Annotated in this window: 26 protein-coding genes, 1 tRNA gene and 1 pseudogene; 8 read left to right on the top strand and 20 right to left on the bottom strand. The window is 34.0% G+C overall.

Features of this window, described 5'->3' with window-relative positions:
* Nucleotides 1–95: 95 nt before the first annotated feature.
* Nucleotides 96–1,178 (bottom strand): hypothetical protein, encoded by a 1,083-nt coding sequence (locus ACODSB_RS03005; protein WP_488935950.1) that lies wholly within the window; start codon nucleotides 1,176–1,178, stop codon nucleotides 96–98.
* A 7-nt stretch (nucleotides 1,179–1,185) separates the two neighbouring features.
* Complete coding sequence (locus ACODSB_RS03010; RefSeq protein ID WP_053474426.1) at nucleotides 1,186–1,707, bottom strand: DUF5004 domain-containing protein; 522 nt, start codon at nucleotides 1,705–1,707, stop codon at nucleotides 1,186–1,188.
* A gap of 474 nt (nucleotides 1,708–2,181) precedes the next feature.
* Here ACODSB_RS03010 and susR point away from each other — a divergent pair, with 474 nt between their 5' ends.
* Nucleotides 2,182–3,780, top strand: coding sequence for a SusR family glycan utilization regulator (gene susR / locus ACODSB_RS03015; RefSeq protein WP_053474425.1), 1,599 nt, complete (start codon nucleotides 2,182–2,184; stop codon nucleotides 3,778–3,780).
* A gap of 271 nt (nucleotides 3,781–4,051) precedes the next feature.
* On the opposite strand, the gene ACODSB_RS03020 is transcribed toward susR, so the two are convergent.
* From ACODSB_RS03020 to ACODSB_RS03065, 10 genes are all read right to left on the bottom strand, one after another.
* On the bottom strand, nucleotides 4,052–5,275 hold the full coding sequence (locus ACODSB_RS03020; protein ID WP_053474424.1) for a sterol desaturase family protein: 1,224 nt from the start codon (nucleotides 5,273–5,275) through the stop codon (nucleotides 4,052–4,054).
* A gap of 141 nt (nucleotides 5,276–5,416) precedes the next feature.
* Complete coding sequence (locus ACODSB_RS03025) at nucleotides 5,417–6,703, bottom strand: Glu/Leu/Phe/Val family dehydrogenase (RefSeq protein ID WP_180856771.1); 1,287 nt, start codon at nucleotides 6,701–6,703, stop codon at nucleotides 5,417–5,419.
* A 439-nt stretch (nucleotides 6,704–7,142) separates the two neighbouring features.
* Nucleotides 7,143–7,994 (bottom strand): EamA family transporter, encoded by an 852-nt coding sequence (locus tag ACODSB_RS03030; RefSeq protein ID WP_488935951.1) that lies wholly within the window; start codon nucleotides 7,992–7,994, stop codon nucleotides 7,143–7,145.
* A 66-nt stretch (nucleotides 7,995–8,060) separates the two neighbouring features.
* A complete protein-coding gene (locus ACODSB_RS03035; RefSeq protein WP_488935952.1) occupies nucleotides 8,061–8,654 on the bottom strand; it encodes a 2OG-Fe(II) oxygenase in 594 nt (197 codons plus the stop codon).
* 153 nt (nucleotides 8,655–8,807) lie between these two features.
* Nucleotides 8,808–10,271, bottom strand: coding sequence for an AAA family ATPase (locus ACODSB_RS03040; protein WP_488935953.1), 1,464 nt, complete (start codon nucleotides 10,269–10,271; stop codon nucleotides 8,808–8,810).
* Between the two features lie 279 nt (nucleotides 10,272–10,550).
* The gene (locus tag ACODSB_RS03045) at nucleotides 10,551–11,669 is read right to left on the bottom strand and encodes a vWA domain-containing protein (RefSeq protein ID WP_053474419.1); all 1,119 of its coding nucleotides are present in this window, start codon (nucleotides 11,667–11,669) and stop codon (nucleotides 10,551–10,553) included.
* A 106-nt stretch (nucleotides 11,670–11,775) separates the two neighbouring features.
* A complete protein-coding gene (locus tag ACODSB_RS03050; RefSeq protein ID WP_488935954.1) occupies nucleotides 11,776–12,156 on the bottom strand; it encodes a YchJ family protein in 381 nt (126 codons plus the stop codon).
* On the bottom strand, nucleotides 12,143–12,379 hold the full coding sequence (locus ACODSB_RS03055) for a hypothetical protein (RefSeq protein WP_488935955.1): 237 nt from the start codon (nucleotides 12,377–12,379) through the stop codon (nucleotides 12,143–12,145). Before ACODSB_RS03055 ends, ACODSB_RS03050 begins: the two co-directional genes overlap by 14 nt.
* Nucleotides 12,380–12,506: 127 nt before the next feature.
* Nucleotides 12,507–12,656, bottom strand: a complete 150-nt coding sequence (locus ACODSB_RS03060; protein ID WP_488935956.1) for a hypothetical protein — start codon at nucleotides 12,654–12,656, stop codon at nucleotides 12,507–12,509.
* Nucleotides 12,656–13,198: a hypothetical protein gene (locus ACODSB_RS03065; protein WP_488935957.1), complete on the bottom strand. Its 543-nt coding sequence runs from the start codon at nucleotides 13,196–13,198 to the stop codon at nucleotides 12,656–12,658. The genes ACODSB_RS03060 and ACODSB_RS03065 overlap by 1 nt, the downstream gene beginning before the upstream one ends.
* Before the next feature lie 86 nt (nucleotides 13,199–13,284).
* Between ACODSB_RS03065 and ACODSB_RS03070 the strand changes: the two genes are divergently transcribed.
* The 7 genes and pseudogenes from ACODSB_RS03070 (at nucleotide 13,285) to ACODSB_RS03100 (ending at nucleotide 17,475) form a co-directional block, all read left to right on the top strand.
* On the top strand, nucleotides 13,285–13,530 hold the full coding sequence (locus ACODSB_RS03070) for a hypothetical protein (RefSeq protein WP_053474415.1): 246 nt from the start codon (nucleotides 13,285–13,287) through the stop codon (nucleotides 13,528–13,530).
* Between the two features lie 352 nt (nucleotides 13,531–13,882).
* Nucleotides 13,883–14,323, top strand: coding sequence for a KTSC domain-containing protein (locus tag ACODSB_RS03075; protein ID WP_053474414.1), 441 nt, complete (start codon nucleotides 13,883–13,885; stop codon nucleotides 14,321–14,323).
* A gap of 259 nt (nucleotides 14,324–14,582) precedes the next feature.
* A complete protein-coding gene (locus tag ACODSB_RS03080; RefSeq protein ID WP_053474413.1) occupies nucleotides 14,583–15,344 on the top strand; it encodes a DUF4369 domain-containing protein in 762 nt (253 codons plus the stop codon).
* Between the two features lie 18 nt (nucleotides 15,345–15,362).
* Nucleotides 15,363–15,749, top strand: a pseudogene (locus ACODSB_RS03085) (peroxiredoxin family protein); the annotation flags it as partial.
* A 184-nt stretch (nucleotides 15,750–15,933) separates the two neighbouring features.
* A tRNA-Tyr gene (locus tag ACODSB_RS03090) sits at nucleotides 15,934–16,014 on the top strand.
* A 301-nt stretch (nucleotides 16,015–16,315) separates the two neighbouring features.
* A complete protein-coding gene (locus ACODSB_RS03095) occupies nucleotides 16,316–16,606 on the top strand; it encodes a transposase (protein WP_488935958.1) in 291 nt (96 codons plus the stop codon).
* On the top strand, nucleotides 16,603–17,475 hold the full coding sequence (locus ACODSB_RS03100) for an IS3 family transposase (protein ID WP_488935959.1): 873 nt from the start codon (nucleotides 16,603–16,605) through the stop codon (nucleotides 17,473–17,475). Before ACODSB_RS03095 ends, ACODSB_RS03100 begins: the two co-directional genes overlap by 4 nt.
* Nucleotides 17,476–17,876: 401 nt before the next feature.
* On the opposite strand, the gene ACODSB_RS03105 is transcribed toward ACODSB_RS03100, so the two are convergent.
* From ACODSB_RS03105 to ACODSB_RS03140, 8 genes are all read right to left on the bottom strand, one after another.
* A complete protein-coding gene (locus tag ACODSB_RS03105) occupies nucleotides 17,877–19,109 on the bottom strand; it encodes a hypothetical protein (protein WP_488935960.1) in 1,233 nt (410 codons plus the stop codon).
* A gap of 135 nt (nucleotides 19,110–19,244) precedes the next feature.
* Complete coding sequence (locus ACODSB_RS03110; RefSeq protein WP_488935961.1) at nucleotides 19,245–19,940, bottom strand: DUF4397 domain-containing protein; 696 nt, start codon at nucleotides 19,938–19,940, stop codon at nucleotides 19,245–19,247.
* Between the two features lie 211 nt (nucleotides 19,941–20,151).
* Nucleotides 20,152–20,898, bottom strand: coding sequence for a LytR/AlgR family response regulator transcription factor (locus tag ACODSB_RS03115; RefSeq protein WP_488935962.1), 747 nt, complete (start codon nucleotides 20,896–20,898; stop codon nucleotides 20,152–20,154).
* 32 nt (nucleotides 20,899–20,930) lie between these two features.
* Complete coding sequence (locus tag ACODSB_RS03120; RefSeq protein ID WP_488935963.1) at nucleotides 20,931–21,905, bottom strand: sensor histidine kinase; 975 nt, start codon at nucleotides 21,903–21,905, stop codon at nucleotides 20,931–20,933.
* Nucleotides 21,906–21,937: 32 nt separating this feature from the next.
* The gene (locus ACODSB_RS03125) at nucleotides 21,938–22,819 is read right to left on the bottom strand and encodes a DUF6268 family outer membrane beta-barrel protein (protein WP_488935964.1); all 882 of its coding nucleotides are present in this window, start codon (nucleotides 22,817–22,819) and stop codon (nucleotides 21,938–21,940) included.
* Between the two features lie 325 nt (nucleotides 22,820–23,144).
* Nucleotides 23,145–23,636 carry a DUF6515 family protein gene (locus tag ACODSB_RS03130; protein WP_488935965.1) on the bottom strand — a complete coding sequence of 164 codons (492 nt, stop codon included), beginning with the start codon at nucleotides 23,634–23,636 and terminating at the stop codon, nucleotides 23,145–23,147.
* Nucleotides 23,637–23,727: 91 nt separating this feature from the next.
* Nucleotides 23,728–24,399 carry an ABC transporter ATP-binding protein gene (locus ACODSB_RS03135; protein ID WP_488935966.1) on the bottom strand — a complete coding sequence of 224 codons (672 nt, stop codon included), beginning with the start codon at nucleotides 24,397–24,399 and terminating at the stop codon, nucleotides 23,728–23,730.
* 220 nt (nucleotides 24,400–24,619) lie between these two features.
* Nucleotides 24,620–25,861: an ABC transporter permease gene (locus tag ACODSB_RS03140; RefSeq protein WP_488935967.1), complete on the bottom strand. Its 1,242-nt coding sequence runs from the start codon at nucleotides 25,859–25,861 to the stop codon at nucleotides 24,620–24,622.
* Between the last annotated feature and the right edge of the window lie 8 nt (nucleotides 25,862–25,869).

The following is a 25,869-nucleotide window of genomic DNA, read 5'->3' on the forward strand; positions in this document are numbered from 1 at the left end:
TCAGTCATATGTAATTCGCATATCCATTATTTGTTCAACGACTAATTTAGGATTATGCTCATTTCATTAGAATGATGTTTTAATTTGATAGTGAATTATTTGTCTAAGGTTTTAAGCGGAATTGTCGTATCTGAAATCGTTTTGTCTTTGTTGTCTTTAACTAAAACATGAATTTCACTTAAAACAGGAGAATCCTTAAGTTCTGAAACCAAATTGACAAATCCTTTTATCTCTGCAGTTCCACCGCTAAACTCACCAGAAATTGTTTTTGCACCAGCCGTAATCGTATAAAGCAATTTGTTTACTCCCGGCTCATTGTTTTTTCTGTAAATTCCTAAGAAATCTTTCTGGCTGATTTGTAAAGGAAAAAATCCAAATATTGGTGCCGGCGGCGGCTCATAAGCTCCTGCATATAAAACCTGATCTGGAATTGTTCCTGCCCAGTCGTCTTTTACCATAAGGAAAACTAAATTTTCCATCACGTAACCGTCTGGTGCATTGTAGTATGTTTTTGGAACTAAATCCATTTTGTAGAATCCGTTTCCTAAATCTTTTAGTTTGGTTTTTTCAACAATGTCCGGTAACCATGATTGGTATTCTTGTTTAATATCCCAGTTGTTCAATCCGCTGTGAATATGAACGCTTGTTGCTCCCGCAAATCCCGGAGCTAAATTGGCATTAAATAAAATACTTACTCCTTTATCAATTGTTGGTTTTGTTGGATAAGCTCTAATTAACTCATTCGCAGTATAAAAAGAAGAAAAATCAGTGTATGGCATATTGGCCACGTCGCTTTGTTTAGATCCTGTTTTATCTTTTAAACGAAACCAAAATCCTGCGCTTGCTGCAATTTCAGCCGGGGTTTTAGAAAAATATACTGTTGGAGTTAAAGTAAAACTCCACACTTTATTTCCTTCATAGTGCAGTTTTGCGAAATCAGATGAATTCTCCCAGTTTCCCGCATCTGGTTCAGATGGTGACCAAATCCAGATGTATAAATCCTGATTTTCTGCAAACGTAGTTCCAGAAAGATCAAAGTACCATGTAACTTGCTCATCATATTTGTAAACAACCGGAAATGATGACATAGGTCCCACAGCTCCCGCGTTTTCTTGTGCCTTTGTAAATGTTGGAGTCATCAAAAGGGCAAGTAAAATTGTATATAGAAATTTTTTCATATTACTTTTAATTAATAGCATTTAATTTAAATACATAAGTCACAAACGGAGTTCCTCCTGAAGAGTGCACCAACTGAAATTCCATTTCGTCATTGTTTCCAGGAACAGATGTTACTCTAAGTTCGTCTGTTTTTTGAGTTTTAGCAGCGTCGCTGTACAAGTAGATTCTTACTGCGCTTGCATTGGTCTGTTGAAAATCTGAGCTTAATTCCCAATAGCCTTTTGGAGCAAATAAAGGAGGAACATTGCCCGTCACTTCATAACTTGTAGGTTTGTTTTTTTCGTCTACGCTAAAATTGATTTTAAAATCTTCGTAGTTAAAAAAAGTACTCAAGTTTTCCTCGCTTGGTTCGATCTTATTTGCCTTTGCAAATTCGTCAACCATTTTTAGATTTGTTAATCCCCAATTTCCGTTTACTTTTTCATAAATCGTAATTGGATCAACGTAGCTTCCGTCTTCTGTATTATCGCAGCTAATCACGAAAAAACAAATAAACAGAGCTAACCAGTAATAACTTTTACTTCTCATAAATTTTGGTTTTTGTTAGTTTTTCATCCCTTAAAAAGGACAGTACGAAACTAGATGTTAAATAAATCTAAAAAAAAATATCTGTAAAAAATCAAGATATAATTCAAACGTTTTCGTAATTAATTAATTGATTTACAGTGTTTTAAAATTTTACTAAAAACATAAAAATCAAGGTCTTGTATAGACGCAAAGTACCTGTAGAATAATGGTAAATATGACAATATGGAAATTTTATGTGAATATTTTTTCACTATACATATATATAACCGCTTTTTATTGTATAATTGCAAATTATTAGAGTACTTTTAACATTTTAAAGCCTTTTAGACACTCACACTAAGGCATTTCGAAAAAAAATCTTAAATCAGTACTCTCCTATTTCTAAAACTGTTAATCATCAGTTTTTAATTAATTTTGCTTTTAAACGAATTAACTCAACCATAAATTACCTTACCTTAAAACCACAACCAAACCATGCAAAAAATATTTGTACTGTATTTTTTCATTGCGGGTTTTTCTCTAACTGCGAAAGAGACCAATCCAATTCTTGAAGAATTAGACAATGTACTGCTAAAAAAAGAAGTTTACTTAAAACAGAAATATCGCAAAATTGAAACTTTAAAAAAGAATGTTTCAAAATTTACTGTCAGCCAAAATAATGAGCAATTGTATCATACCTATATGTCATTGTTTGAAGAATACAAATCATTCAAATATGATTCGGCTTATTATTATTTAGAAGAAGCTAAAATCAAAGCCATTGTTTTAAAAGATCCTAAATATTTGGCTAAAAGCCGAATTAAGGAAGGTTTTGTACTGCTTTCATCAGGATTATTTAAAGAAGCTATTGATACGCTGAATGTTATTGACGATCAAAAACTGGATCAGAAAAACAAATTTGAATATTATAATATCAAAGCACGTGCATACTACGATTTAGCCGATTATAACCGCGATCAGCGTTTTAATATTCATTATGTTCAGCAGGGAAATCATTTCCTTAAAAAGGCCTTAGAATTAATCGGAACCAATTCAAATGAATATTGGGCTGCCGAAAGTTTAAAACGTTTAAAACAACAAGACTGGCGCGGCGCCGAATTTGCTTTCAGCTACTGGATCAATAATTACGATTTACCGCCTGATTATTACGGAATAGCAACTTCGAGTCTCGGTTATATCTATTCGGAAAGAGGCTATACTAAAAAAGCGATTTATTATCTCGCACTCGCCGCTATTGCCGATGTTAAAAATGCGACGAAAGAAACTGTCGCGCTGAGAAATCTTGCGAATGAACTTTTTAAAATGGGTTATCTGGACAAAGCAAACGAATATATTAATATTGCGATGGATGACGCTACTTTTTACAACGCCAGACACCGCAAAATTGAAATCTCATCCATATTGCCTATTATCGAAAAAGCGCAGTTAAACAACGTAAAAGATAAAAACGATAAACTCGAAAAAATCATTATTCTTTTAACGATCCTGACGCTGATTATCATTTTGTTTTCGATTATTATTTTTAAACAATTAAAAGAGAAAAACAAAGCGAGAAAAATAATGGCTTCGTCATACGCACAGCTTCAGGAAATGAACATAAGTTTGAGCGAGGCAAATGCAATTAAAGAAGAATATATTACGTATTTTATTAAAGCAACTTCGGCTTTCATTAATAAGATTGATCATATCCAAAAAAGTACGCTTCATAAAATTATTACCAAAAAAACAGATGAAGTTATTGCGAGTTTAAAACGTTATAATGTAAAGGAAGAAAGAGAAAATTTGTTCCATCAGTTTGATGAAATCTTCCTCAAATTGTTCCCAACTTTCGTGACTGATTTTAATCATTTGTTTCCGAATGATCATAAATGTATTGTAAAGAAAGGCGAACTTTTAAATACGGAACTCCGCATTTTTGCTTTGTACCGATTAGGAATTCAGGACAGTAGTCAAATGGCTGAATTTCTGGAACTTTCTGTAGCTACCATTTATACGTACAAAACGAGAATTAAAAGTAAATCAGACTTTAAAGATACTTTCGAAGAGAAAATTATGGCGATAAAAACGATATAAAAAAAGGTTTAGCCACAGATTAAAAGGATTAAAAAGATTTTTTTATGTAGAGTGTACTTACTAAAAAGGTTTGCCACGAATTACACGAATTTCCTCTAATTTTTTATGCTGTAAATTGATAAAAAAAGATTCGTACAATTCGAGCAAAAATACACACACAGTTAAAATCTTTTTAATCCTTTTAATCTGTGGCAAAAAAAACGTCACTAATTCACGAATGAATTGAGCATACTGATTTGTGGAAATTTGTGTAATTCGTGGCTAACTTTTTTTACTCTGCAGATTCTAACTGCAAAATCATATTTTGATAATATTTACTCAACGAGAATAATTGCTCAGCAAAAATCATAACGGCCAGAGGAACGAAGAAAAATATGGTTAGATCTCTTTCGTATAAAAAATACGTCGTTATCATAAAAATACGGGTATATTCGAGATAATAAATCCATTTGCGCTGTTCTAAAATAGCCCCGCAGTTTATTAAAGTGATGATTATAATAGACAATACAAAAATCTTATCGTACGCCTCTAAATGATCAAAGTAATAGGTAAAAACGGTTAGCAATAAAGTAGAGATTCCTAATTGAATATAAAGGTAATTTCTAAATCGGAGTCTTTGATGCGGATTGCTTTTATCCTGCAGAAAGCGTTTTTCTAAAGTCGGACGAATATCCTGATCCATGTGCGCCGGACTGCCGAAAACAGCTTTCCATCTTGCTTTAAATCCTTTTGAACGTCTCCACAATTCGTATATTTCAAAATAGTAGTGGAAATGCTGCCAAAGGAAACTATAGCTTTTTAGCGGATGCGTTAATCCGTATTTTGGTTTTTCTTCTTCTTCCTGGAAAGTTCCAAAAAGACGATCCCAAAACGTAAACATATCGCCGTAATTTTTATCAAGGTATTTTTCGTCAGATGCGTGATGAACACCGTGAACAGAAGGTGTTACAAAAATATATTCCAGCCATTTTATTTTTCCAACGAGCTGCGTGTGCGTAAAGAAAGAATACGCTCCGTGAACAATAAGCATGGTAATTACCATTGTGGGATGAAACCCAACAAAAGGAAGAATACACCAAAATCCCGTTCGAATTATCGCCTGAAAAGTGGTAATTCTGGCTGCGGCCGTAAAATTAAATTCTTCACTATGATGATGTACAATGTGTGCTGCCCAGAAAAAATTGACTTCATGTCCTAATCTGTGATACCAATACCAGACAAAATCTGTGGCGAGAATTAAGGCAATCCAGACTAAAAAATTACTCGGAACATCAAAAATCCGATAATCATCATAAATCAAATAGTACAATTGGTAAAAGCTTGCGGCAACAAACAAATTAATCAATCGTTCTGCAATTCCAATACTAATATTAGAAACAGAACTTTCATAATTAAAAATTTCAGGTCTCTTTTTTCGTTGTGCCAGCTTATATTCAAGGAATAAAAACAGAAAGAAAGCAGGCATTGCAAAGGCTAGAAAATTAATGTTTTTCATTTTTAAAAATTACTTTTTATCGATTTTAAGAAACTAAACTACAATTAATTAAACTAAACAGCTATTTTCATCAACCAATATCAGATACAAATATATTGATATTAACCGATGAAAATAGTCTTAAATTTCTCTTAGAAAAATCTAGTTCTGATTGTATTTATCGGCTTCCAGAGTCACTTCTTTAACAGATTGTGTATCTGCCACTTTTTTCAAAGCAATAATGTAAGCAGCAATTCGCGGCGTTACACTATGTTTAGCAGCAACCCTAAATACAGTTTCAAAACCTTTTTCTAATATATCTTCTAAACGTTTATTAATTTGATGAATTCTCCAGGATTCTAACAATGAATTTTGAAGCCATTCAAAATAAGAAACGGTTACACCTCCGGCATTTGCTAAAATATCCGGAACTACTAAAACATTATTCTCGTGTAAAATTTTATCAGCATCAGAAGAAACAGGTCCATTTGCAGCTTCAATAATTATTTTGGCACGAATATCTTTGGCATTCTTTTGTGTAATAACATCTTCTTTTGCAGCCGGAATCAAAACATCAACATCTAAAAGCAATAAATCCTCATGTTTGATTGCAACTGAATTTGGATAACCTTTAATAGTTTTATTATTTAGATTATAATACAAAATCAACTCAGGAATATTGATTCCATCAGGATTGAAAAAAGCTTCAGAAACATCACTTACAGCAACTATCTTAACTCCTTTTTCATATAAAAACAAAGCCGAATGCAAACCAACATTCCCAAATCCCTGAATGGCAGCAGTTGATCTTGCCGGTCTTATTTTTAGTTTTTCAAGCGCAAGCAAAGTAATAATGCTCACTCCTCTTCCGGTTGCCTCTACTCTTCCTAATGAACCTCCTGAATGCAGGTGTTTTCCGGTTACAACAGCATGAATTGTTTTACCGTGAACCAATGAAAATTCGTCCATTAACCAGCCCATTTCGTCTGGGCCTGTTCCCATATCAGGTGCCGGAACATCTTTTTCAGGGCCAAAAATATCGGCTAAAGCTTTTGTATACGCTCTTGTTATTCTTTCTAATTCTGTTTTAGAAAGTGTTCTTGGATCACAAATAATACCGCCTTTTGCTCCTCCAAACGGAATTCCGGTTACAGCAGATTTCCAGGTCATCCAGGCGGCAAGTGCTTTTACTTCATCAAGATTAACAGCATTATCATAACGAATTCCGCCTTTTGACGGACCTAAAGCTGTATTATGAATTACGCGGTATCCTTCAAAATTTTGTTCGGTTCCATTATCTAGTGTTATAGAAAAATTGACCACAATTTGTTTTTCCGGACGCTGCAGCTTTTGTCTTAATGATTCATCTAATTTAAGAATATCGGCTGCTATATTAAACCTGTCAATCATAGATTGAAAGGGGTTCTGTTTTATAATTTCTGCACTCATAGTATTTATTTTTAATTTTTTGGTTTATCGATTTGGGCTTAATAAAATGTTTCTTCTGAATAAAATCAGCAACAACACATGCAACACGGAATTTTCATCTGGCAGCAATGCATCATACTATTTATGTTTCTATTCGATCTCATTTTATTTTTATTTAATAGTTCCTAAAAAAAGCCTTTCATGGTGCATGAAAGGCTAAAAAAAAATAACTAACAAGTACTTTCTCTATTAACGCCATTTCATCGCATAGGTCGACATGCAGCACATAGTCAAACTGCACATAACCGGGATGATATTTAGACTATAGTTTTTCATTGTCATTGCAAATCTATAAAATATATTTATAGACTCTATAGAATTAGTCGGGTTTATTTCAGAAAAATATAAATTTAACATTAAATCTCTTGTAAATTAATGATTTAAGAAATTAAAAAAAGTACTAAAATTGTGATTTTACGATGAAAACAATGGCAATTAAGGCTAAAACAAGTCCTAAAATATTGATTTTAGATAATTTTTCTTTAAAGAAAAGCATTCCAACAAGACTTCCCAAAACGATCACGCCCATGTTCATTCCGGCAAAAACAGTTGAAGGATTTTCGGCGAAAGCCTTATGCGCTTTTAAATAAAACAATATATTTCCGAAGTTGAAGATTCCGACCAAACCTCCAAAAAGAATGTTTTTATAATTGAGTTTTACTCTTTTTACGGCAACATCATAAACGACAACGAGTAAAGAAACAGCCAATGAAATATCAAAAACGATAAACAATGAAGTTGTGTAAGGCAAAGCGGTAAAAAGTGCAATTTGCTTAAAAAGGATATCGATAATCCCGAAACCTATAAATACAGCTGCCGGATAAATCCATTTGTTTTGATCGTTTCCTGATTGTTTTTTTAAGATGAATAACAGCGCTATAAATCCAATTATTAGTCCAATAACTTTATACGAATTGAATTCTTCTTCAAAAATAAGCCACGCTGCAATTATCGGAATAAAGAGCGATAAACGCTGTGCCGCATCAGTTTTTGCAATTCCCATATGTTTTATGGAAGTGAATAAAAACAAAAAAACAATTGGCAGTAAAACGCCAACGGCTGCGTAAATATTCCACGGAGCATCTGCATGAACTACATTTAAATCCGGGCTAAAAGTAAAATAGCAAAGCGATATTGCCATTATATAATTGAACGCAATAATCTGAATTGGGTTTGCATTGTATTTACGGGTTATTTTGAAGATAACACCAACCGTTACACTGCATAAAATACTTAAAACAAGAAACAACATAGGATTAAATTTTGAATACAAAAATAACGTTTATCTCCTTATAATGAATGTTCCTGAAAAAACATATTAGTCACTTTTTAACCATCCTGTAATACTCATTCTGGTATTTTGTGTAACTAAAACTTCGTGAACCAATTCATTACTTTTAAAGAAAACGGTTTTTCCTTGAACGGGCGAGATTTTCTGCTCGCTGTTGTTTTGGTGAATCATTAATTCTCCGCCATCACTTTCTTTCCAATTACTATTCAAATAACTGATCATCGAATATTTACGACTTGAATTATTTTTGAATTGATCTAAGTGTTTCAAATAAAAATCGCCTTTTTCGTATAAGGAATAATGAAATTCGTAACCTGTAATTCCGGCAAAACAGCTTTCGTTTAAGTAAAGTACAAAAGCATCAATTTTATCGAAAAATTCATTTTCAAAAACATTATTATGCTTTTTATCGAGCCAATAAATAGCATCATTTCTAATTTTTCCGTCAAAAGAAAGTTTTTCAGAATTTCCAATTCCAGCCGTCAAAAGTAAACTGGCAGCATTTAAATCGATTAAATTTTGCTTGAGATTATTTGATAACTCATCACTTATAAACCGTTCCGAAATTCCAATTTTATTCTCTATATAACTTGCTATCAAATCCTCAAAACTATCATCCATCGCTTTTTTAGGCAAACTGCAAATACAGCCAACGGAACAAGGTAGACTATTTAAAACTGGTAACACTGTTTTTATAAATAATAAACCCGACAGGTTTTTAAAACTTGTCGGGTTTAATAACTACTGCTGAATTAACAATTAACAACTAATAATTTATAATTTACTAATATAACTTCCGTACATATCTTTAAATTGGTGTCCTTGTGCAAAACGGTCTTTGCTTAGTTTTTTATATTCTACCAAAGCCCACAACACAAACTCTTTTACAAAATATTGATCTTTTTGATCTAATTGCGGCTGGTATTTTTTTAATAGAATATCCAAAGGAGTAACTTCGTCTAAAATAGCCTGATATTCAGCATCAGTAGCGTCATCTAATAATTCGAAACCGCTTTCTGCAAAAAACCATTCAATTAAATCAGAATAAGGTGTTTTTTCTCCCGGCTTTTCTAATTTTTCGATTTTAGGGAATAGCGTTGGAAACAAAGTTCGAATTGCCATTCCAATCAAATGCTGCGCTACAAAAGCAGCTCCCTCCTGCTCTCCTTCATAAACCAATTCTACTTTTCCAGTTATCGCCGGAATAATTCCGATAAAATCAGATAAACGAAGATTTGTTTTATCAACTCCGGATTTTAAAGCACGACGTTCTGCTGTACTTATTAAGTTTTCAAAAGCGGTAATACTCATTCTGGCACTTACACCGCTTTTATTATCGATGTATTCGCTTTCACGGGCTTCAAAACTTATTTGCTCTAAAATATCTCTCGCTAAATTCGGAACATAAACTATATCGCTTTGGTTTTCGTCCAGTTTTGCTTCCTGTTGTGTAATCGTTCTTGCAATTTCAACCGTTTCAGGATAATGCGTTAAAATCTGCGAACCAATTCTGTCTTTAAGAGGTGTTACTATACTTCCTCTGTTGGTGTAATCTTCCGGATTTGCGGTAAAAATAAACTGCATATCAAGTGGCATTCTCAATTTAAATCCGCGAATTTGAATATCGCCTTCCTGCAGAATATTAAATAATGCAACCTGAATTCTGGCTTGTAAATCTGGTAATTCGTTAATAACAAAAATACTTCTGTTTGCTCTCGGAATCATTCCGAAATGAATTACGCGATCATCTGCATACGATAATTTTAAATTTGCGGCTTTAATTGGATCAACATCTCCAATTAAATCGGCTACGGTTACATCCGGCGTTGCTAATTTCTCGAAGAAACGTTCGTTTCTGTGTAACCAAGAAATTGGTGTTTCATCTCCTTTTTCTTCGATTAAATCTTTTGCAAAACGTGAAATTGGATTCAACGGATCGTCATTGATTTCTGAACCTGTTACAAACGGAATATATTCATCTAACAATTCAACCATTTTACGGGCTAAACGTGTTTTTGCCTGTCCGCGAAGTCCTAGTAAATTAATATTATGACGAGAAAGAATCGCACGCTCCAGTTCTGGAATTACGGTATTTTCGAATCCGTGAACGCCCTCAAAAACCGGTTTCCCTGATTTTATTTTTTCACGAAGGTTATTTCGCAATTCGTCCTTTACACTTGTGCTTTTATATCCTGCAGCTTTTAACTGTCCTAATGTTTTTATATTATTAATTTCCATTTTATGAAATATCTATTTTGTTTATTGTTTTTTTTAACGGCAAATATTGTGTCATTACTTTGTGTTAGACGCACTGCTGTGCGTCTCTACGATATGCGTTGTGTATAAATTTAATCCTTTTGTAAATCAACTTTGTGTCATCTCTTTGCGTAGACGCACTGCTGTGCGTCTCTACGATATGCGTTGTGTGTAAAATTATCACAAATCAATAAAAACAGCGCTTCGACTTCGCTCAGCGTGACAGCTGAAAACTGTGACTAAAAACTGAACACTGAACACTTACCTCACCCTTTTCTTCCTATTCGTTTCATAATCTTCAAAAATCATTTCACCAAGACCTTTTAATCCGGTATAAAATGCTTTTCCTTGATTTGCTTCTGTAAAATGATTCACAAATCGCTGTAAATATGGATCATTTGCAATCATAAAAGTCGTAATCGGAATGTGTAATTTTCTGGCTTGCTGTGCCTGTGTGTAACATTTATCTACAATATATTCGTCGAGACCGTTGCTATTCATATAATACGAACCGTCCCGTTCGCGCACGCAGCTTGGTTTTCCGTCAGTAATCATGAAAATCTGCTTGTTTGTATTTCGTTTTCGGCGTAAAATATCCATTGCTAATTGCAATCCGGCAACTGTATTGGTGTGATACGGACCAACTTGTAAATACGGCAAATCTTTAATTGGGATTGTCCAGGCATCATTTCCAAAAACCAAAATATCAAGCGTATCTTTTGGGTAACGGGTTGTGATTAATTCCGCCAAAGCCATTGCTACTTTTTTCGCTGGTGTGATTCGGTCTTCGCCATACAAAATCATACTGTGGCTAATGTCGATCATCAAAACGGTGCTCATTTGTGCTTTGTACTGCGTTTCTTCGACAACCAAATCATTCTCTGTCAGCATGAAACTTTCAACCCCATTATTAATTTGGGCATTTCGCAGACTTTCGGTCAATGAAATACGTTCTAAACCATCGCCAAAATTAAATTCGCGAAATTCTCCCGTATGTTCATCGCCATTTCCGGCATGTTTTGTTTTATGATTTCCGTTTCCGGATCGTTTCAGATTTCCGAAAATTTGATCTAAAGCCTGCTGACGAATTGCGCGTTCTGTTTTAGCAGTGATTCCAAAACCGCCGCTTCCATCTTCTTTGACTTCGTCTTTTATGTAACCTTTCTTTTTTAAATCTTCGATAAAATCATCGATCGTGTAGTTCTCATCTGTTAGTTTATATTCTATATCTAATTCCCGAAGCCAGTTGATTGCTTCGTCAAAATCCCCCGAAGTATGGGTGATTAGCTCTTTGAAAATACCAAAAAGTTTTTCAAACGGAGACTGAAACGGGGCTTCGTACGACTTAAAATAAAAACCTTTTTTAAATTCGTTTTTCATAATTCTAAAATTAAGCCTTTTTGGAATTATGAAAATAGAAACGTTTATTAATTTTTAGTTAAAATATTTAACCAAAATTCGCAGCTAACAGTGTTAGATGTAATAATTATTCAAACTTTCCGTCGACATAAAACCAAGCATTATTTTCAAATTTAAAGGTTGAAAACTCATAATGAGTCTGCGGTTTATTATTGGAGTTTAAAAAATAGGCTTTAAACTCCACTGTATTTTCTGTAAAACTCAGGATTTCTAATTTTTGCCATTTATTTGCTGTAGCCCATTTTAGAATTTCTGCTTTCGAATAATATTTTCTTTCTGAAATATAAGTTGTTTCCAAAAGATATTCAGAATTATGAGTAGCATAAGCCGAATATCTGGAACGCATTAAAGCCAAAGCTGTCGGCGCTTTTTGGTTATTTTCGAGATACAATCCGCAGCAATTTTCAAACTGTAATCCTGTATCGCAAAAGCATTTATGCGTCGCCATCTACTTCTTCTTCTCCGTTTAGTTTTACATGAAGCTGGTTTAATAAAACCTGATATCTGCTTATTTCTCTAACTTCTTCATCTTCTTCAGCAAAATCAATCATTTCGTCTAATACTTCACTTACATCTAATAATTTATTATTTGCTTCTCTGGAATCTCCTGCAGCGATTAAATCAATGATTTCCTGCACACTCGCTTTTAAACTTTCAAATTTTGTATTCATAATAGGCGTGTTTTTTTTGTTTGCCACGAATTTCACGAATTAACACGAATTTTTAATTTGAATTGAACACAAAGCTTAAAAAAATAATTCGTGCTAATTCGTGAAATTCGTGGCAAAAAATATATATTTAGTTTTCTTCCTTTTTATCTTCGTTGAATTTTTTCAAAATTTCTTTCAGTTTTTCTTTGCGGGAAACTTCGGCTTGTTTTTTCTTTGCCTGAGCTTTGTGCAACTTGTCATTGTGAATTTTGATATTTCGTTCGTTATTGCGTCCCATTATATTTCTCTTTTAATTTCTTCTAAACTCCTTTCAGTAAAAATCAATTCGTTGATAATCTGCTTTCTTAAATCGGCTATATCTTCATAATCAAAATATTTTGCCCACGAAGTTAATTCCTGCAGATTTCTAATTTGTTTTAAGCGTTTTGTGGTTTCAAAACTTGTTCTCAAAATTGCTTTTCCGTCGTAATTCGGGTTATTTTTATGCTGATAATTGGCAAGGTTCTTTTCAAAATCGGCTTCTATGTAATATAGTTTTTCTTCAGCATTATCAGGATAAAATTCTTCCCAGGCTGCAAAACCAATTTTTGTTTTTGATTCGGTTTCCGGTTCAAGGGCAATTAGACGCCATTTACTGTTGGCTAATCTTCCCCAATGATTGGATACGCGATACATTCCGGCTTCGGTATAATAATAAGAACTTCCTGCCTTGCTTTCAAACTGTTTTTTTAAACCTTCTATTTCATTTGGAAGCACTTCATTAAAAACACAAAAGGTATTCTTAAAAGAATTTGGATGTGGCTTAAAATTTTTCTGCATGTGCAAATATACTCAGATTGTCGCGAACTCCCTAAAACAAACCTAAATTGATTAACTTTGTCGTTTCAATTTTAAAATAAAAAACTATGTCTAAAGATTCACAAGAAAAAATGCCGCAAAAAGGAGTTTATACCGGCATTATCGAAAAAGATGAAAACAACAATTATTTCTGTGGTGAATATCTTTTAGATTATAAAATCGCTCATACTAACTTTAATATTGGAGACTGGGTTACAATTAAATCTGTAATTGAGAATCCAAGCGACATTAGCTACGATAAATACCCAAAGAAATCTAAAAACTTCGATAAGGCTAATCATAAGCCGGAATAAGTTTTTTGTTTCAGGTTTAATGTTTCAAGTTGAAATGAGAATATTTTAACGCAAAGTACGCTAAGATTCTTTTACTGTATTGCAAGCGGTATTAATAATATTAAGTTCGCAAAGCTGTTAACGTAAAGCTTTGCGAACTTTCCGTTTTTATAAAAAACATACTTAAAAAAAAATCTTTGCGTACTTTGCGTTAAAATTTCGTCCTAACATTATAAAAACCTATAACTTCTACCGAATATTTTTTCGATCAAAAGTGAAAAGTTAAAAAAAAGTGTACCTTTGCAAAAAATTTGTCGATTTGAACTAATTAATATCGATTTCAAACTAATAGACAAGTAGTTACCTTTTATTTATGAAAAAAATAGTTGAATACCGCAAGTTACTAAACGTAGAAAAAACTGCAGAGTTAAAAGATTTAAAAACAATTTATCGTAATGCGATGAAAGAATCTCATCCTGATAAATTTGTAGGAGACGACGCTGGTTTAAAAGAGGCAGAAGAAAAAAGCAAAACAATCATTGAAGCTTACCACTTTTTAGTAAGTATTCACCCTGATACTATTAAACTTAATTTACCTGAATATACAGAAACAATTTCAACTTGCACGATTACAGATTACAAATTTGTAGAAGGACGTTTGATTATTGATTTTTCTAACGGAAGTGTTTACGAATACATCAGTGTTCCTAAAGCTACTTACGTGAAAATGGTAAATGCTGATTCTCCTGGAAGATTCGCAAAAAGACACATTTTGAACTCTTTTACCTGGAGAAAGAAAACAAATCAAGAATAAATTTATTCAAAAATAATTCAAAAAGCACTCTTCTTACAGAGTGCTTTTTTTATGGCTTAGTATTAAAAAAACTCTATATTAGCATTCAAAACAATAAATAAATAAGAGCTTTAAATCAATTAAACGCTTCAAAACACTTGATTACAGGACATTTAGACACGAAAAAACTATAACAAAATTTTAGGTTACAAAATTCTATATGTTTTATAATTTTAGATACTTTTGTTGCACAAATCAATTAACTAATTAATTTTTTATAATGAAAAAAATACTTTTTTTACTTACAGCTTCTGCAGCTATCATTTCATGCAGTAAAGTTAAAGACGGAGAATACCTAATTACTGGTACTGCAAAAGGAATCGAAAACGGAAAAACTATCATTCTACAAGGACAAGATCCAGCTACAAGAATGACAATTGCGTTAGATACTGTAAAAGTTGAAAATGGAAAATTTGAAATTAAAGGAAAAGTTAAAGAACCAGCTTTCCATACATTAATACTTCAAGGTGCTAACGGGCCAATCCCATTTATCTTAGAAACTGGAGAAATCAATATCGAAATTGACAAAGACAGCATCCACAAATCTAAAATTTCTGGAACTTACAATAATGACGAGTATGTAAAATTCAATGATGATCTTACAAAAACTCAAAAAAACTTAATTGATTTTCAGAAAAAGAATACTCAAAAAATGCAGCAAGCGCAGCAAGCTCAAGATACAGCAACTATCAACAGCTTGATGAAACAATACATGGAAATCCAAACAGAAGTACAAGCTAGTACTAAAAAGAAGTATTTAGCTTACGCTGAAGGACACCCAAAATCTTATATCTCTGCGTTGATTATTCAAAGTATGATTAATGATCCAAGCAATGATATCAAAAAAACAGAGAGTTTATACAACGCTTTAGACGAATCTGTAAAAAACACAACTCCTGGTAAAGAAATCAAAACTAGACTAGGTCAAGCTAAATTGCCTGCGGTTGGTGCATCAGCTCCTCCAGTTGGCAGCGCTAAATGAAGAGCAGATTTTTCTGCGCCAAATCCGCAGGGAAAAGTAGTTTCGCTTAAAGAAAGTTTAGGTAAAGTTACTATTGTTGATTTCTGGGCTTCATGGTGTGGACCATGCAGAAAAGAAAATCCAAACGTTGTAGCAATTTACAAAGAATTACATTCAAAAGGATTAAACATTGTTGGCGTTTCTTTAGATAAAGATGCTGAACACTGGAAAGAAGCTATCGCAGCAGATGGTTTAACATGGACACATGTTTCTAACCTTAAATTCTGGGATGAGCCAATTGCGAAACAATATAATGTTGAATCTATTCCTGCAACTTTTATTCTTGATGCATCAGGAAAAGTGGTTGCTCAAGACTTAAGAGGTCCGGAATTGAAAGCAAAAATCGTAGAATTATTAGCAAAATAATCCTACTTTTTAAATAAAGTTAAAAAATCTCCCTAGTGGAGATTTTTTTATTTTATTCAATTCCAATGAATTAAAAAATAACTTTAAAATAACTTAAAATTAAGTTCTTTTTTTGTTTGCAAATCTAGAAAACGTTGCTATCTTTGCCACCGCTTAGAACAACAAAGCACAACAAATTGAGATCGGGGAGATACTCAAGCGGCCAACGAGGGCAGACTGTAAATCTGCTGTGTGAACTTCGCAGGTTCGAATCCTGCTCTCCCCACGGAAAGGCCGAAAAGCAAGAAAACCTAATGTTTTCAATCTTTTCAAAAAGCCTTAAAAAATGTCTTAAAGCCAGTAAATCCGATGATTTACTGGCTTTTTTGCTTTATGGCCTATTTTCAATATTTATAAATGCTCACAAAATTAAAGGTGCAGAATCGGTGCACTTTCCAGTGTGGAGTTGATACCTTTTTTGCGACTAAAAGCTTAGGCAGTATCTATCGGATGTAGTAAAAAATGAAGATATATAGCCTAAAAATTTCTGACTGGCGGCTAACTTTATTCCCGCTAAATTAAACGGCATGAAAAATACTAGGAGAACCTTTACTTTAGGCTTTAAGATCCTGGCCGCTTCGATGAGCATCCACTGTGGAAGAGTCCGCGACGTGGCAAGAGAACTCAACATCAGTACAAGTAACCTTCAGCACTGGAAGAAGCTTTACCAAGAAGGCAGATTTACCATAAAGAAAACTTCAGCTGAAATATCCCATAAAAATGAGCTGCAGAAGCTTCGGAAGCAGATAAAAGAATTAGAAATTGAAAGGGACATCCTAAAAAAGGCTCAAAATATCTTCTCCAAGAGCGGCGGGTGAAATATGAATTTATTAGAGAAAATGCTGAAGTATTTCCTGTCGAGAAGATGTGCCGGATTTTTCAGATTCACAAGAGCAGTTTCTTCCGATGGAGGAAAAGAACACCCACTGCAAAGTCAGTACGGAAAGCCTATATAATAAAAGAAATTATAAGAATTTACCACTGGAGCCAATGCCGATACGGAAGCCCGAGAATTGCTAAAGAATTAGATTCCATCGGGATAAAAGTTTCCAGAAAATTTGTCGGGCAGATTATGAAGGAAAACCATCTGAGAAGCATTGCAAAATCTAAATATAAAAAAACTACAAGCCCACCCCGTAATAACAGATCAGCAGAAAACAGATTAGAACAGATTTTTAAGGCAGCCAGAAGAAACGAAATCTGGGTTTCTGATATAACCTACATCGAAACAGATGAAGGCTGGATTTATCTCACTGTGGTAATAGACCTTTTTGACCGTAAAGTGATCGGCTGGTCAATCAGCGAAACAATGAGAGCAAAAGATACCAGCATCACCTCTTTAACGAAAGCTCTTTTAAATCGTCCAATAGAGAACAATCAGGAACTACTCTTTCACTCAGACCAAGGAAAGCAATATGCCTGCCGTGAGTTTATTGCTTTATTAGCCACAAATAAAATAACCCAAAGTATGAGCCGAAAAGGAAACTGCTATGATAACGCAATAGCAGAAAGCTTCTTCAAGACATTGAAGGTAGAACTGGTATACCAAAATAAATATAAGACTAAAGAGAAAGCAGAAAAATCAATAACCGATTATATCGAGAACTTTTACAACATCTGCAGAAGACATTCTGCACTCGGAAACTTAACAATCGAAGAGTTTCAGAATCAGCAGGCAATTAAATAATAGCTTTTCTTATAATGCTAGAGTTAAACTGGGAGCACAATCGATGTATTTAGATTTAACAAGAACTTATAATACTGTATTAAAACAATTTGAAGGCTCAAGTTCGAAACATTACTAAAACTTCACTAATCATCATTTTATTTAAGATACTCAAATTCACTCCACATTTTAACAACAGCTAATTGAAATCTCAATAACTTGTTTTTATTTCTCATTTAAATTGTTTTCGAAATATGCTTCCAATTCAAGTGAGGCCAGAATTTGATTAATTTCTGAGGGGATATATAAGAAGATTTAAAATAGTAAAGTGTGCAAAAATGCACCCTTAACTTTGTCTCCAATTTTCGTTAGCATATCCATTATTAGGCATATCCAATAGTTCCTATATTTTAAACCAATATTTATTGTTTCTTTACATAAAAAGAGAATCCAATACCAAAATTAAATGAGAAACCTGTAAAACCAGAAATAGAACCAATAGGCTGATCAAATTCAGAAAAAGTATATTGAATATTAGTAGTCAAAAATAGTGTTTTATTGAGTCTGTAATTCATTGCTGTTATGCAAGTAAGAAAAAGGGCTTGCTGGCTGGAGATACTGCTTTGGTCATATGAGTTTCCTATTCCGCCAATTGTTGCTGATTGACTTTTACTTCCGGCCTTTGCTTTTAGACTGCCTGTCAAAGCTTCGAAATAGGTGCTAAATCTATTTTTACTAAATACAATGATTCTTGCTCCTATACCCAGTCTGTAAAGACCTGCCCCTTTTCCAGAACCCTGTACGGTTATGCTTCCGTCCGCACCTTCACTAATCTCATCAATTCCTTTTTCTACTCCTTGCCGGATTAATCCAAAATTTGCACTCAGGCCAAATCGATTACTTATATAATAGCCTGTAGTTATGTTCCAAAAAGTATTGATTTCAGAAAAGTCGATACCACTCTCCTTGTCAAAAGAAGCAAAGTGATTTTGATCAATATATTGCTGTCCGTAAGTAATATCAATAATCATCAATTTTTTCCAATTGCTGGACAATTGCAACGCATTTTTGCTTTCCCTAATCTTTTCTATATCCACGCTGGTGGGAATTTCATATTTTAATGAAGTCAGGGTGTTTCTTTTTTTAATTTTTGTAATTGACTTAGCAGGGAAAACGTTTTGATTACACTGGAGCATGATATTATCCTCAGCAACGCAGATTCCAGAAATAATTTTATTAAGTTCGTTAATTTTCTCGCATGATAATGGGTTCTGACTGGGCCAATACAAAAATATTCGGTTACGATCAAAGCTGTCATTTTCAAAATTTTGTTCAATAAATTTTTTTAGGAAATCATATACCTCACTTTCATCTAAATTTTGAAACGGCAGGTAATAAAACCATGTAAAATCTATCATACTTTTTCCTTCATGTTTGTTTAAAGTATCGTTTTTGAATAGCTCTTCCAACTTTTCCTCCGGCTTTCCCATAATGATTGCCACATTCATACCTAGCAGATTATCAAGATGGCCTTTGTAATTAGAGTAGGCTGTGTAGGCAATGTCGCGTTCTTTAAATTTAAAGTTCCTATTGGTTTGTCCAAGAAGTATTTGTGTGATGAAAATCAGTAAAAATAGCGGTAAAGTGTTTTTCATTAAAGATAAATATAGATAAGATTTAGTTTTTTTTTATCGCTGTACAAACCAAATGAAGATCATACCCATTGCAAGGATATCTCCAATATCCTTGCAATGGGTAATTTTATCAAACGCAGCTAAAAGAATGAAGCGTTAAAAGTTTACGATTGTTTTGGTCGAAAAAGTGTCATTACTGCCGCTTGGCGGGGTAACAAAACCTTTGGTGTAAATAGTATAAATTCTGCCAGGTCTGAGTTCGAAATCTTTTTGAGAAAATAATACCTGGTCGGTGCCGGTTTTATAAAAAGTAAAATCATAAAAACCACTTGATACTTCGATAAATTCGCTGTCTTCCTTAAAAGACAGATCAGCTGCAAAATCTTTGGTGGCGCTCTTTATATCTATGGCCTCCGAGTCAGATGAAAGATTTATAAAACGTACAACTGCGTTATTGCTTTTAGGATAGGTGACAAAGTCGTTATAAGATACGAGTTCTATATTATTGAAGGTATTGACGGCAAAAACGCTGAAATAATCGCCATTTTTCAGGTCAATATCCGTTTGTGCCAGTATATCTCCAGCATTGTTTTTAATGCTAAAAGTTCTTTTGCCAATATAGAAATTGTAATAGCCAAAAGTATCGGTATAATTCAGGCCAGAAGAGTTTATCTTGTTTTCATCTGAGAAAAAGTCTAAACTGCCAGAATTAGGGCTGGCATTGGTAATAGTTCCGCGGGCAGCATCCTGTTGTTCTACATAATAACAATCACCGTCATCATCATTACAAGATATTAAAGTTGTTAACGACATTGCAATGATCATTAATTTGAAAATAAATAGTTTCTTCATAACATAAAAATTTTATTGTTTATACAAGCAAAACTATTGAGTGTTAACCTTTAAATAAATCAAAATTTGGATGAATTGAACAAACAAAAACTTCAATTGAACATTTGAGACTTTGAATTTAATTGCAATGAATTTTCAATTAAGGGTAAATAGAAATTAGTAGAAAGTAATTATCAAAATATCACATACGAATAGAAATGAACAATATAAACTACGATTCCAACCAGTCTTTAAAAGCAGTAACCTTCAACCTGCTTACAACTAATTTTTCTGATAGGTTGAACTTTGTTTGAACAATGACTTTTCTGTTGAAATATGGCTCAATAGACAATACTGCTTCTTTACTAATCAATACCTGCCTGTTAATGCGAAAGAACTGTTTAGGATCACAAACTGATTCGATGTACTCCATATTTTTGAACAAGGAAAATTTTTCACCATTAAATGTGTATATATAAACAGTTTCAAATTCAATGTAAAAAAGAGCAATATCTTTTACATATTTTACCAGTGTTTTATCTCGATATTGTGTCAGAAAGCTTTGTTGGTACTGAGCTGCAGCAGGAAATTGTAAAGGTGTAAATGATTTGTCCCTAAAAGTTTGAGCCAGCCTTTTGTATTTGTTTAGTGCGGCGTGAATGTCTTCCTCCTTGAAAGGCTTGAGAATATAATCAATGCCGTTGTTTTTAATGGCTTGTAAAGTATATTGATCATAAGCAGTACAAAAAACAACAGGAACAGTAACGTCAATATGGTTGAAAATCTCAAAGCTATGCCCGTCGGCTAACTGAATATCCAGAAAAATCAAGTCTAATTTCTGCTGATGTTTACTTAGGTACTGCACGGCTTCGGCTACCGACTCCAGACGTTCGGTTACCAAAAAATCTTCATCCTGCTCAATTATTTCTTTCAGCAATTTTGAGGTGTATAATTCGTCTTCTACTATCAGTACGTTCATATTATTTCGGTTGAGAATTTAGATGGCATCCTTCATAAAATAAGTTTAAGTCTTATAAGAAAGTGGTCATCTGTCGATTCAATATCCACTCCGTTTTCAATGTTTAGCAACTCATACCTCTTTTTCAAATTTTCCAATCCGTAACCGGAAGACGAACTGTTGGTTATCCTGGGTTGAAAATTATTTTTAATTTCAATATAATTATGGGCACTTTTGATCTCAATATACAAAGGCATTTTGGATGTCATCATATTATGCTTGAAACAGTTTTCTATCACGGTTTGCAATGCCAATGTAGGAATTTGGTGTTCGTACAATTCTTCAGCAATCTGAATGCTGATTTGTACGGCTTCCTCATTTCTGTTTTTCATTAGAAACAAATAGGATTCCAATACCTTTACCTCATCAATCAGTTTAATCAATGTGCTTTCATTGTACCGTAAAGTTTGTCGGTAAAAGTCAGAAAGACTAAGGATAAACTGTTCAGATTTGGGGTCTCGATGCCTCACCATTGTACGAAGGGTATTGAGTGAATTGAATAAAAAATGCGGGTCGGCTTTGGTGCGTAATGCTTCTAATTGAACCTTGTAGTTTTCCGTTTGTATCTGCTGTTTTTCCAGTTCCAATTGTGCTACTTTTTTGTTAGCGCGAAAAGCATATTGAATTATTAAAAATGGAATAATAGCAATAAAATACCTCATCACAAACATCCATTTCAGATTCTTATTTTCAAACAGCGGGGTGACCAGAAATATATTGTAAACTACAATAAGTAATGCAGTTGCTGCGATGATTGATTTAAGAAATCTGTATGTTTCCGCTTTTTTAGAAATATAATCCAGCAGGATCCAAAGCAGGTAAAGCATCATTGAAACAGCTGCCCACCGAAACCATATCAAGGAATCAACATCAAAAATGTTTATAATTCCTCTGGTCGTAATCGCATTTAATGCCGGAAATACGATACATAATGCAATGGGCAATATTTTTTCAATAGGCAGTTTCATTTTTCTGATAAAGTTACAAAAAGTAAGGTTTTCTAGAACGGTTTAAATGAAATACCTACTTGGATATTCAATCCTCTGCTGTCTATTTCATCGATGGGGTCGGGCTTTTTACCTAAAGGTATAGTAATAACGGTCCAAGGTGTAGTAGCTGCATCATCATAAAGTTTGTAGCTCTGTCTAAAATTTCTACCGGCCCCAATATTCAGCTGCCAGCTTTTTGCAAACTGATATTCCAGTTTTGCCAAACCAGTCCATTGATTGACCTGGATAAACTCATTGTTGCTTTCCGCTGCTGAAAGCCTGTAACTGGATGCATCCGCAGATAATTCAATCCCGGCACTCCATTTATCATTAAAATGGTAAAGCACTTTTGGTTTGATGGGGAACTGTCCTGTAATACTCCATTTATCATTGGGTCTGTAATCTACATCAATGAATGGGATAATCTGGTTACCGAAAAACTGTCTGGAATAAGCCAAACCCCAACCTGTACTTAACTTTTCGGAATGTTTTACTCTGTAACGCAAGCCGGCAGTATACCTGAAATCTTTGCAGCTAACATCCTGTAAATCTGAAAACAATCCTGCTTGCGCAAAAAAGGTCAGGCTTTTTCTATCGGATAATTTATAAATCCAAGCTCCCTGTAAAGTGATGCCGTGTAAATTACCAGTATAATCCGCCGGGAAATTCTGTAGCGATAGATTTTTGTAACCCACTATTCCGACAATGGTATTCTCTTTTTTTTGTAACACAGGTAGTTTGAGTTTTAGATCAAATAAATTGGCATTAGCAGCAGTATCGTTATATTTTAATGTTGAAACTGCATAACTGACATTCAATAAATCTCTATCCTGAGCATGTAAGATACTGGCAAATAAGAATGTCGTTAATAAAAGGTACTTATGTTTATTCATCTTGATTTTTTGTAGATATTGTTATGCCTAAACCAGTGTTTATAGAGATGCTTTTAAATACGGGAACACTTCCTATGGGTTGTTTCAAACGAGAAATATTGTGTTGGAGATTGCTGTTTAAAAAAAATAATTTTCCAGTCCAATATTTTCATAGTTGTATTGCTGAATGAATAAACTCTTCTTACTTGTGCCTGATAAGAAGCACAAGTAAGTCCTATTAGAGTTGTAAGAATCGCATTTTTGCCTATTATTTTTGGAATATTCTTTTTGAAATTTAATTTCTTATTAACAATTTTCACCTCCTGCATTCTATAAACACAGGGTACTATTGTATTTTTTCACCTACCATTACATATCGTTCTGTGCCGTTTTCGGAGGTAAGTTTTTCGTAATATGTATTATCGATTTTATAATATTTCTTACCACTAATTGTTATAGTTTCGGCTCCCACAGGAAGACCAGTTAGATAGGCTTCTTTCGGAATTTCGACAATTTCGTAACTATTAGGCTGCAGCTGTATGTAGTAAACCCCTCCGAAATAAAAATAAGCTCTTCCACCGATTACCACGTTGGTATATCCGACTGGTAATACACGCACACGCAGCCCAATTGGGGGCGTAACCACCACGAAGCCACTGCGATGCGGTTTGTAATAACACCCATTCGCATAGCGATAAGAAACACCGCTATAAACTACTACAGTGTTGTTCCGTGGCACAGCCCTTACAATACGTTGAGCTTGTAGATTGGATGATAGACTAGTGAGAAGGGCTATCGTAAAAGTGAATTTGGTAAAGAATTTTTGAATAGTTTTCATAATAGTATTTATTTAAATGTTTAAGTTTTTTTCAAATCAATGGATTAATGGACCTTAAGTTTTTTAGTACCGGCTCTGTAATAAAACCAGCTTATTGAATAATTTTACCATCGACCATTTCAATAATCCTGTCACAATTGGCAGCAAATTCATCGTCGTGGGTAACAGCAATAATGGTTTGCCCTTTTTCCTGGGCTAACTGGCGAAAAATATCAAACACAATTTTGGTATTTTTACTGTCCAGATTTCCAGTAGGCTCATCGCCCATAATAATGGCTGGTTCGTTGATCAAAGCTCTTGCGATAGCAACTCTTTGCTGTTGACCACCTGATATTTTAGATGCTTTTTTAGTTTCGTGGCCTTTAATATCAAGCAATGTCAATAATTCCATTGCTCTTGCTTCTATTTCGTCTTTAGATTTCTTTTTAAGCTTCAATGCTGGTAACATTACATTGTCCAAAACGGAAAATTCCGGCAGCAAATAATGAAACTGAAATACAAATCCGATATGCTCATTCCTGAATCTGGCTAGCTGGTTTTGTGTTAACCCTGTAACTGTTGTGTCATTGATAGTGATGTTTCCTTCGTAAGATGTATCCATTGTAGAGAGAAGATAAAGAAGGGTAGATTTACCCGAACCGGATTTACCAACAATGGAGACAAATTCTCCTTTGTTTACATCAAAACTCACGTCTTTCAATACCTGAAACGTTTCAGGGTCATGAAAGTATTTTGTAATTTTATTTGCAGTTAATGCTTTCATTTTTTTATTTTTTAATAACACCCGTAGTAATAATAGTAATACCAATAACATTCGCATTCATAGCTATTTGGGTAATAATAGCAGTAATAGTTATAGCAGTAATAGTTATAGCAGTAATAGTTATAATAGCCGAGAATTAAAGCTAATACTCCTAAAAAAAGAATCGACGTAATAAATTCTACTTCTTCACGTGGAAATTTCTCTTTAAGGTATTTCTTCATCATCCTCTTAAAATTTCTACAGGGTCTACTTTGGATGCTTTTCTAGCAGGCAAATAGCCGGCAACAAAGGTGATGGCCAAGCCAAATATCATTGCCAAAATATAATCTGAAGGAAGATATGTAATGGGTAACGTATCAAATGATGCAATCTTAAATGGAATTCTGTCTACAATCGAAGCAACTGCAAAACCTAATAATAAGCCTATAAAACCACCTATTAACCCGATGATAACAGATTGAACCAGGAAAATATATACGATGTCTTTGCCATCAAAACCCATTGCTTTCAGGATGGCAATCTCCCGTATCTTTTCACTCACGGTCATATTCATAATGTTATAAATTCCAAAACCCGCCACAATAAGTATGGTAAGGGAAACAGCAATCGCTATGATGTCCCGCAAGGAATTGGCAGATTCTAATTGGGCATTACCTTCCTGCCAGGCTTCTGTTTTGTATTTAATATCTGCACGCACTTCATTGGCAATAGTTTTTGCATCGTTGTAGTCCTTTACATTTGCCATCACATCTGTTGCATAACTTTTATTCTTGGATAATAACTGTCGTGCTGTGTTAATAGAAATAATGGCACGGCTCTTATCGACACTTCCGCTCCCTGTTTCTATTAATCCCACGACCTTAAAAACTTTATTTACGCCATCGGCTGTAGTAAGCGATATATTGTCCCCCATTGACGCACTTAACTTATTTGCCAGTCCACTGCCCAGTACCACAGCATCCAAACGCTTGTCTAAATCATTTAAACTGCCCTCGGTTATATACTCTGTGGTGTTAAACATCTGAATTTCGTTCGCTACATCAACACCAGAAAGTGAACCGCTTACTTTGGTTACGCCGTTTCTGAAAAATACATTTTGATTGACCTGTTCGGTAATAGCGACAATGTCTTTGTTTTTTTGCAATACTTCTTTTACTTCATCGGCATTAATCATACCTTCTGTATAATTGATGTGCTTGGCATTGCTCACCATAGTCAATGTATCCGAAGTGTTCTTTTGCGGCAGCAGTATTGTAGGTTCTCCCGCAGGATCATTATATACTCTTATGTGTGACATTGAGGTAAATGTGATATCGGTTTGGGCATTATTTACACCGTTCATAAAGCTGTTCATAAAAACGTACATCGATATCCCAAATGTTACGCTTAGTACTGCTACAATCAACTGTTTTACTTTTGAAGTAAGATGTGTCCAGGAAATTTTGTTATTTATATTTGCCATTTCTTTCT

Source organism: Flavobacterium sp. FG68 (genome assembly GCF_057808895.1).

Coding starts and splice junctions, on each gene's coding strand:
- ACODSB_RS03075 (WP_053474414.1), top strand. CDS start 13,883: ATGAAAAAAATAGTTGAATACCGCAAGTTACTAAACGTAGAAAAAACT.
- ACODSB_RS03105 (WP_488935960.1), bottom strand. CDS start 19,109: ATGAAAAACACTTTACCGCTATTTTTACTGATTTTCATCACACAAATA.
- ACODSB_RS03060 (WP_488935956.1), bottom strand. CDS start 12,656: ATGGGACGCAATAACGAACGAAATATCAAAATTCACAATGACAAGTTG.
- ACODSB_RS03045 (WP_053474419.1), bottom strand. CDS start 11,669: ATGAAAAACGAATTTAAAAAAGGTTTTTATTTTAAGTCGTACGAAGCC.
- ACODSB_RS03095 (WP_488935958.1), top strand. CDS start 16,316: ATGAAAAATACTAGGAGAACCTTTACTTTAGGCTTTAAGATCCTGGCC.
- ACODSB_RS03020 (WP_053474424.1), bottom strand. CDS start 5,275: ATGAAAAACATTAATTTTCTAGCCTTTGCAATGCCTGCTTTCTTTCTG.
- ACODSB_RS03035 (WP_488935952.1), bottom strand. CDS start 8,654: ATGGATGATAGTTTTGAGGATTTGATAGCAAGTTATATAGAGAATAAA.
- susR (WP_053474425.1), top strand. CDS start 2,182: ATGCAAAAAATATTTGTACTGTATTTTTTCATTGCGGGTTTTTCTCTA.
- ACODSB_RS03055 (WP_488935955.1), bottom strand. CDS start 12,379: ATGAATACAAAATTTGAAAGTTTAAAAGCGAGTGTGCAGGAAATCATT.
- ACODSB_RS03065 (WP_488935957.1), bottom strand. CDS start 13,198: ATGCAGAAAAATTTTAAGCCACATCCAAATTCTTTTAAGAATACCTTT.
- ACODSB_RS03110 (WP_488935961.1), bottom strand. CDS start 19,940: ATGAAGAAACTATTTATTTTCAAATTAATGATCATTGCAATGTCGTTA.
- ACODSB_RS03030 (WP_488935951.1), bottom strand. CDS start 7,994: ATGTTGTTTCTTGTTTTAAGTATTTTATGCAGTGTAACGGTTGGTGTT.
- ACODSB_RS03040 (WP_488935953.1), bottom strand. CDS start 10,271: ATGGAAATTAATAATATAAAAACATTAGGACAGTTAAAAGCTGCAGGA.
- ACODSB_RS03125 (WP_488935964.1), bottom strand. CDS start 22,819: ATGAATAAACATAAGTACCTTTTATTAACGACATTCTTATTTGCCAGT.
- ACODSB_RS03080 (WP_053474413.1), top strand. CDS start 14,583: ATGAAAAAAATACTTTTTTTACTTACAGCTTCTGCAGCTATCATTTCA.
- ACODSB_RS03130 (WP_488935965.1), bottom strand. CDS start 23,636: ATGAAAACTATTCAAAAATTCTTTACCAAATTCACTTTTACGATAGCC.
- ACODSB_RS03050 (WP_488935954.1), bottom strand. CDS start 12,156: ATGGCGACGCATAAATGCTTTTGCGATACAGGATTACAGTTTGAAAAT.
- ACODSB_RS03140 (WP_488935967.1), bottom strand. CDS start 25,861: ATGGCAAATATAAATAACAAAATTTCCTGGACACATCTTACTTCAAAA.
- ACODSB_RS03135 (WP_488935966.1), bottom strand. CDS start 24,399: ATGAAAGCATTAACTGCAAATAAAATTACAAAATACTTTCATGACCCT.
- ACODSB_RS03010 (WP_053474426.1), bottom strand. CDS start 1,707: ATGAGAAGTAAAAGTTATTACTGGTTAGCTCTGTTTATTTGTTTTTTC.
- ACODSB_RS03025 (WP_180856771.1), bottom strand. CDS start 6,703: ATGAGTGCAGAAATTATAAAACAGAACCCCTTTCAATCTATGATTGAC.
- ACODSB_RS03120 (WP_488935963.1), bottom strand. CDS start 21,905: ATGAAACTGCCTATTGAAAAAATATTGCCCATTGCATTATGTATCGTA.
- ACODSB_RS03005 (WP_488935950.1), bottom strand. CDS start 1,178: ATGAAAAAATTTCTATATACAATTTTACTTGCCCTTTTGATGACTCCA.
- ACODSB_RS03070 (WP_053474415.1), top strand. CDS start 13,285: ATGTCTAAAGATTCACAAGAAAAAATGCCGCAAAAAGGAGTTTATACC.
- ACODSB_RS03115 (WP_488935962.1), bottom strand. CDS start 20,898: ATGAACGTACTGATAGTAGAAGACGAATTATACACCTCAAAATTGCTG.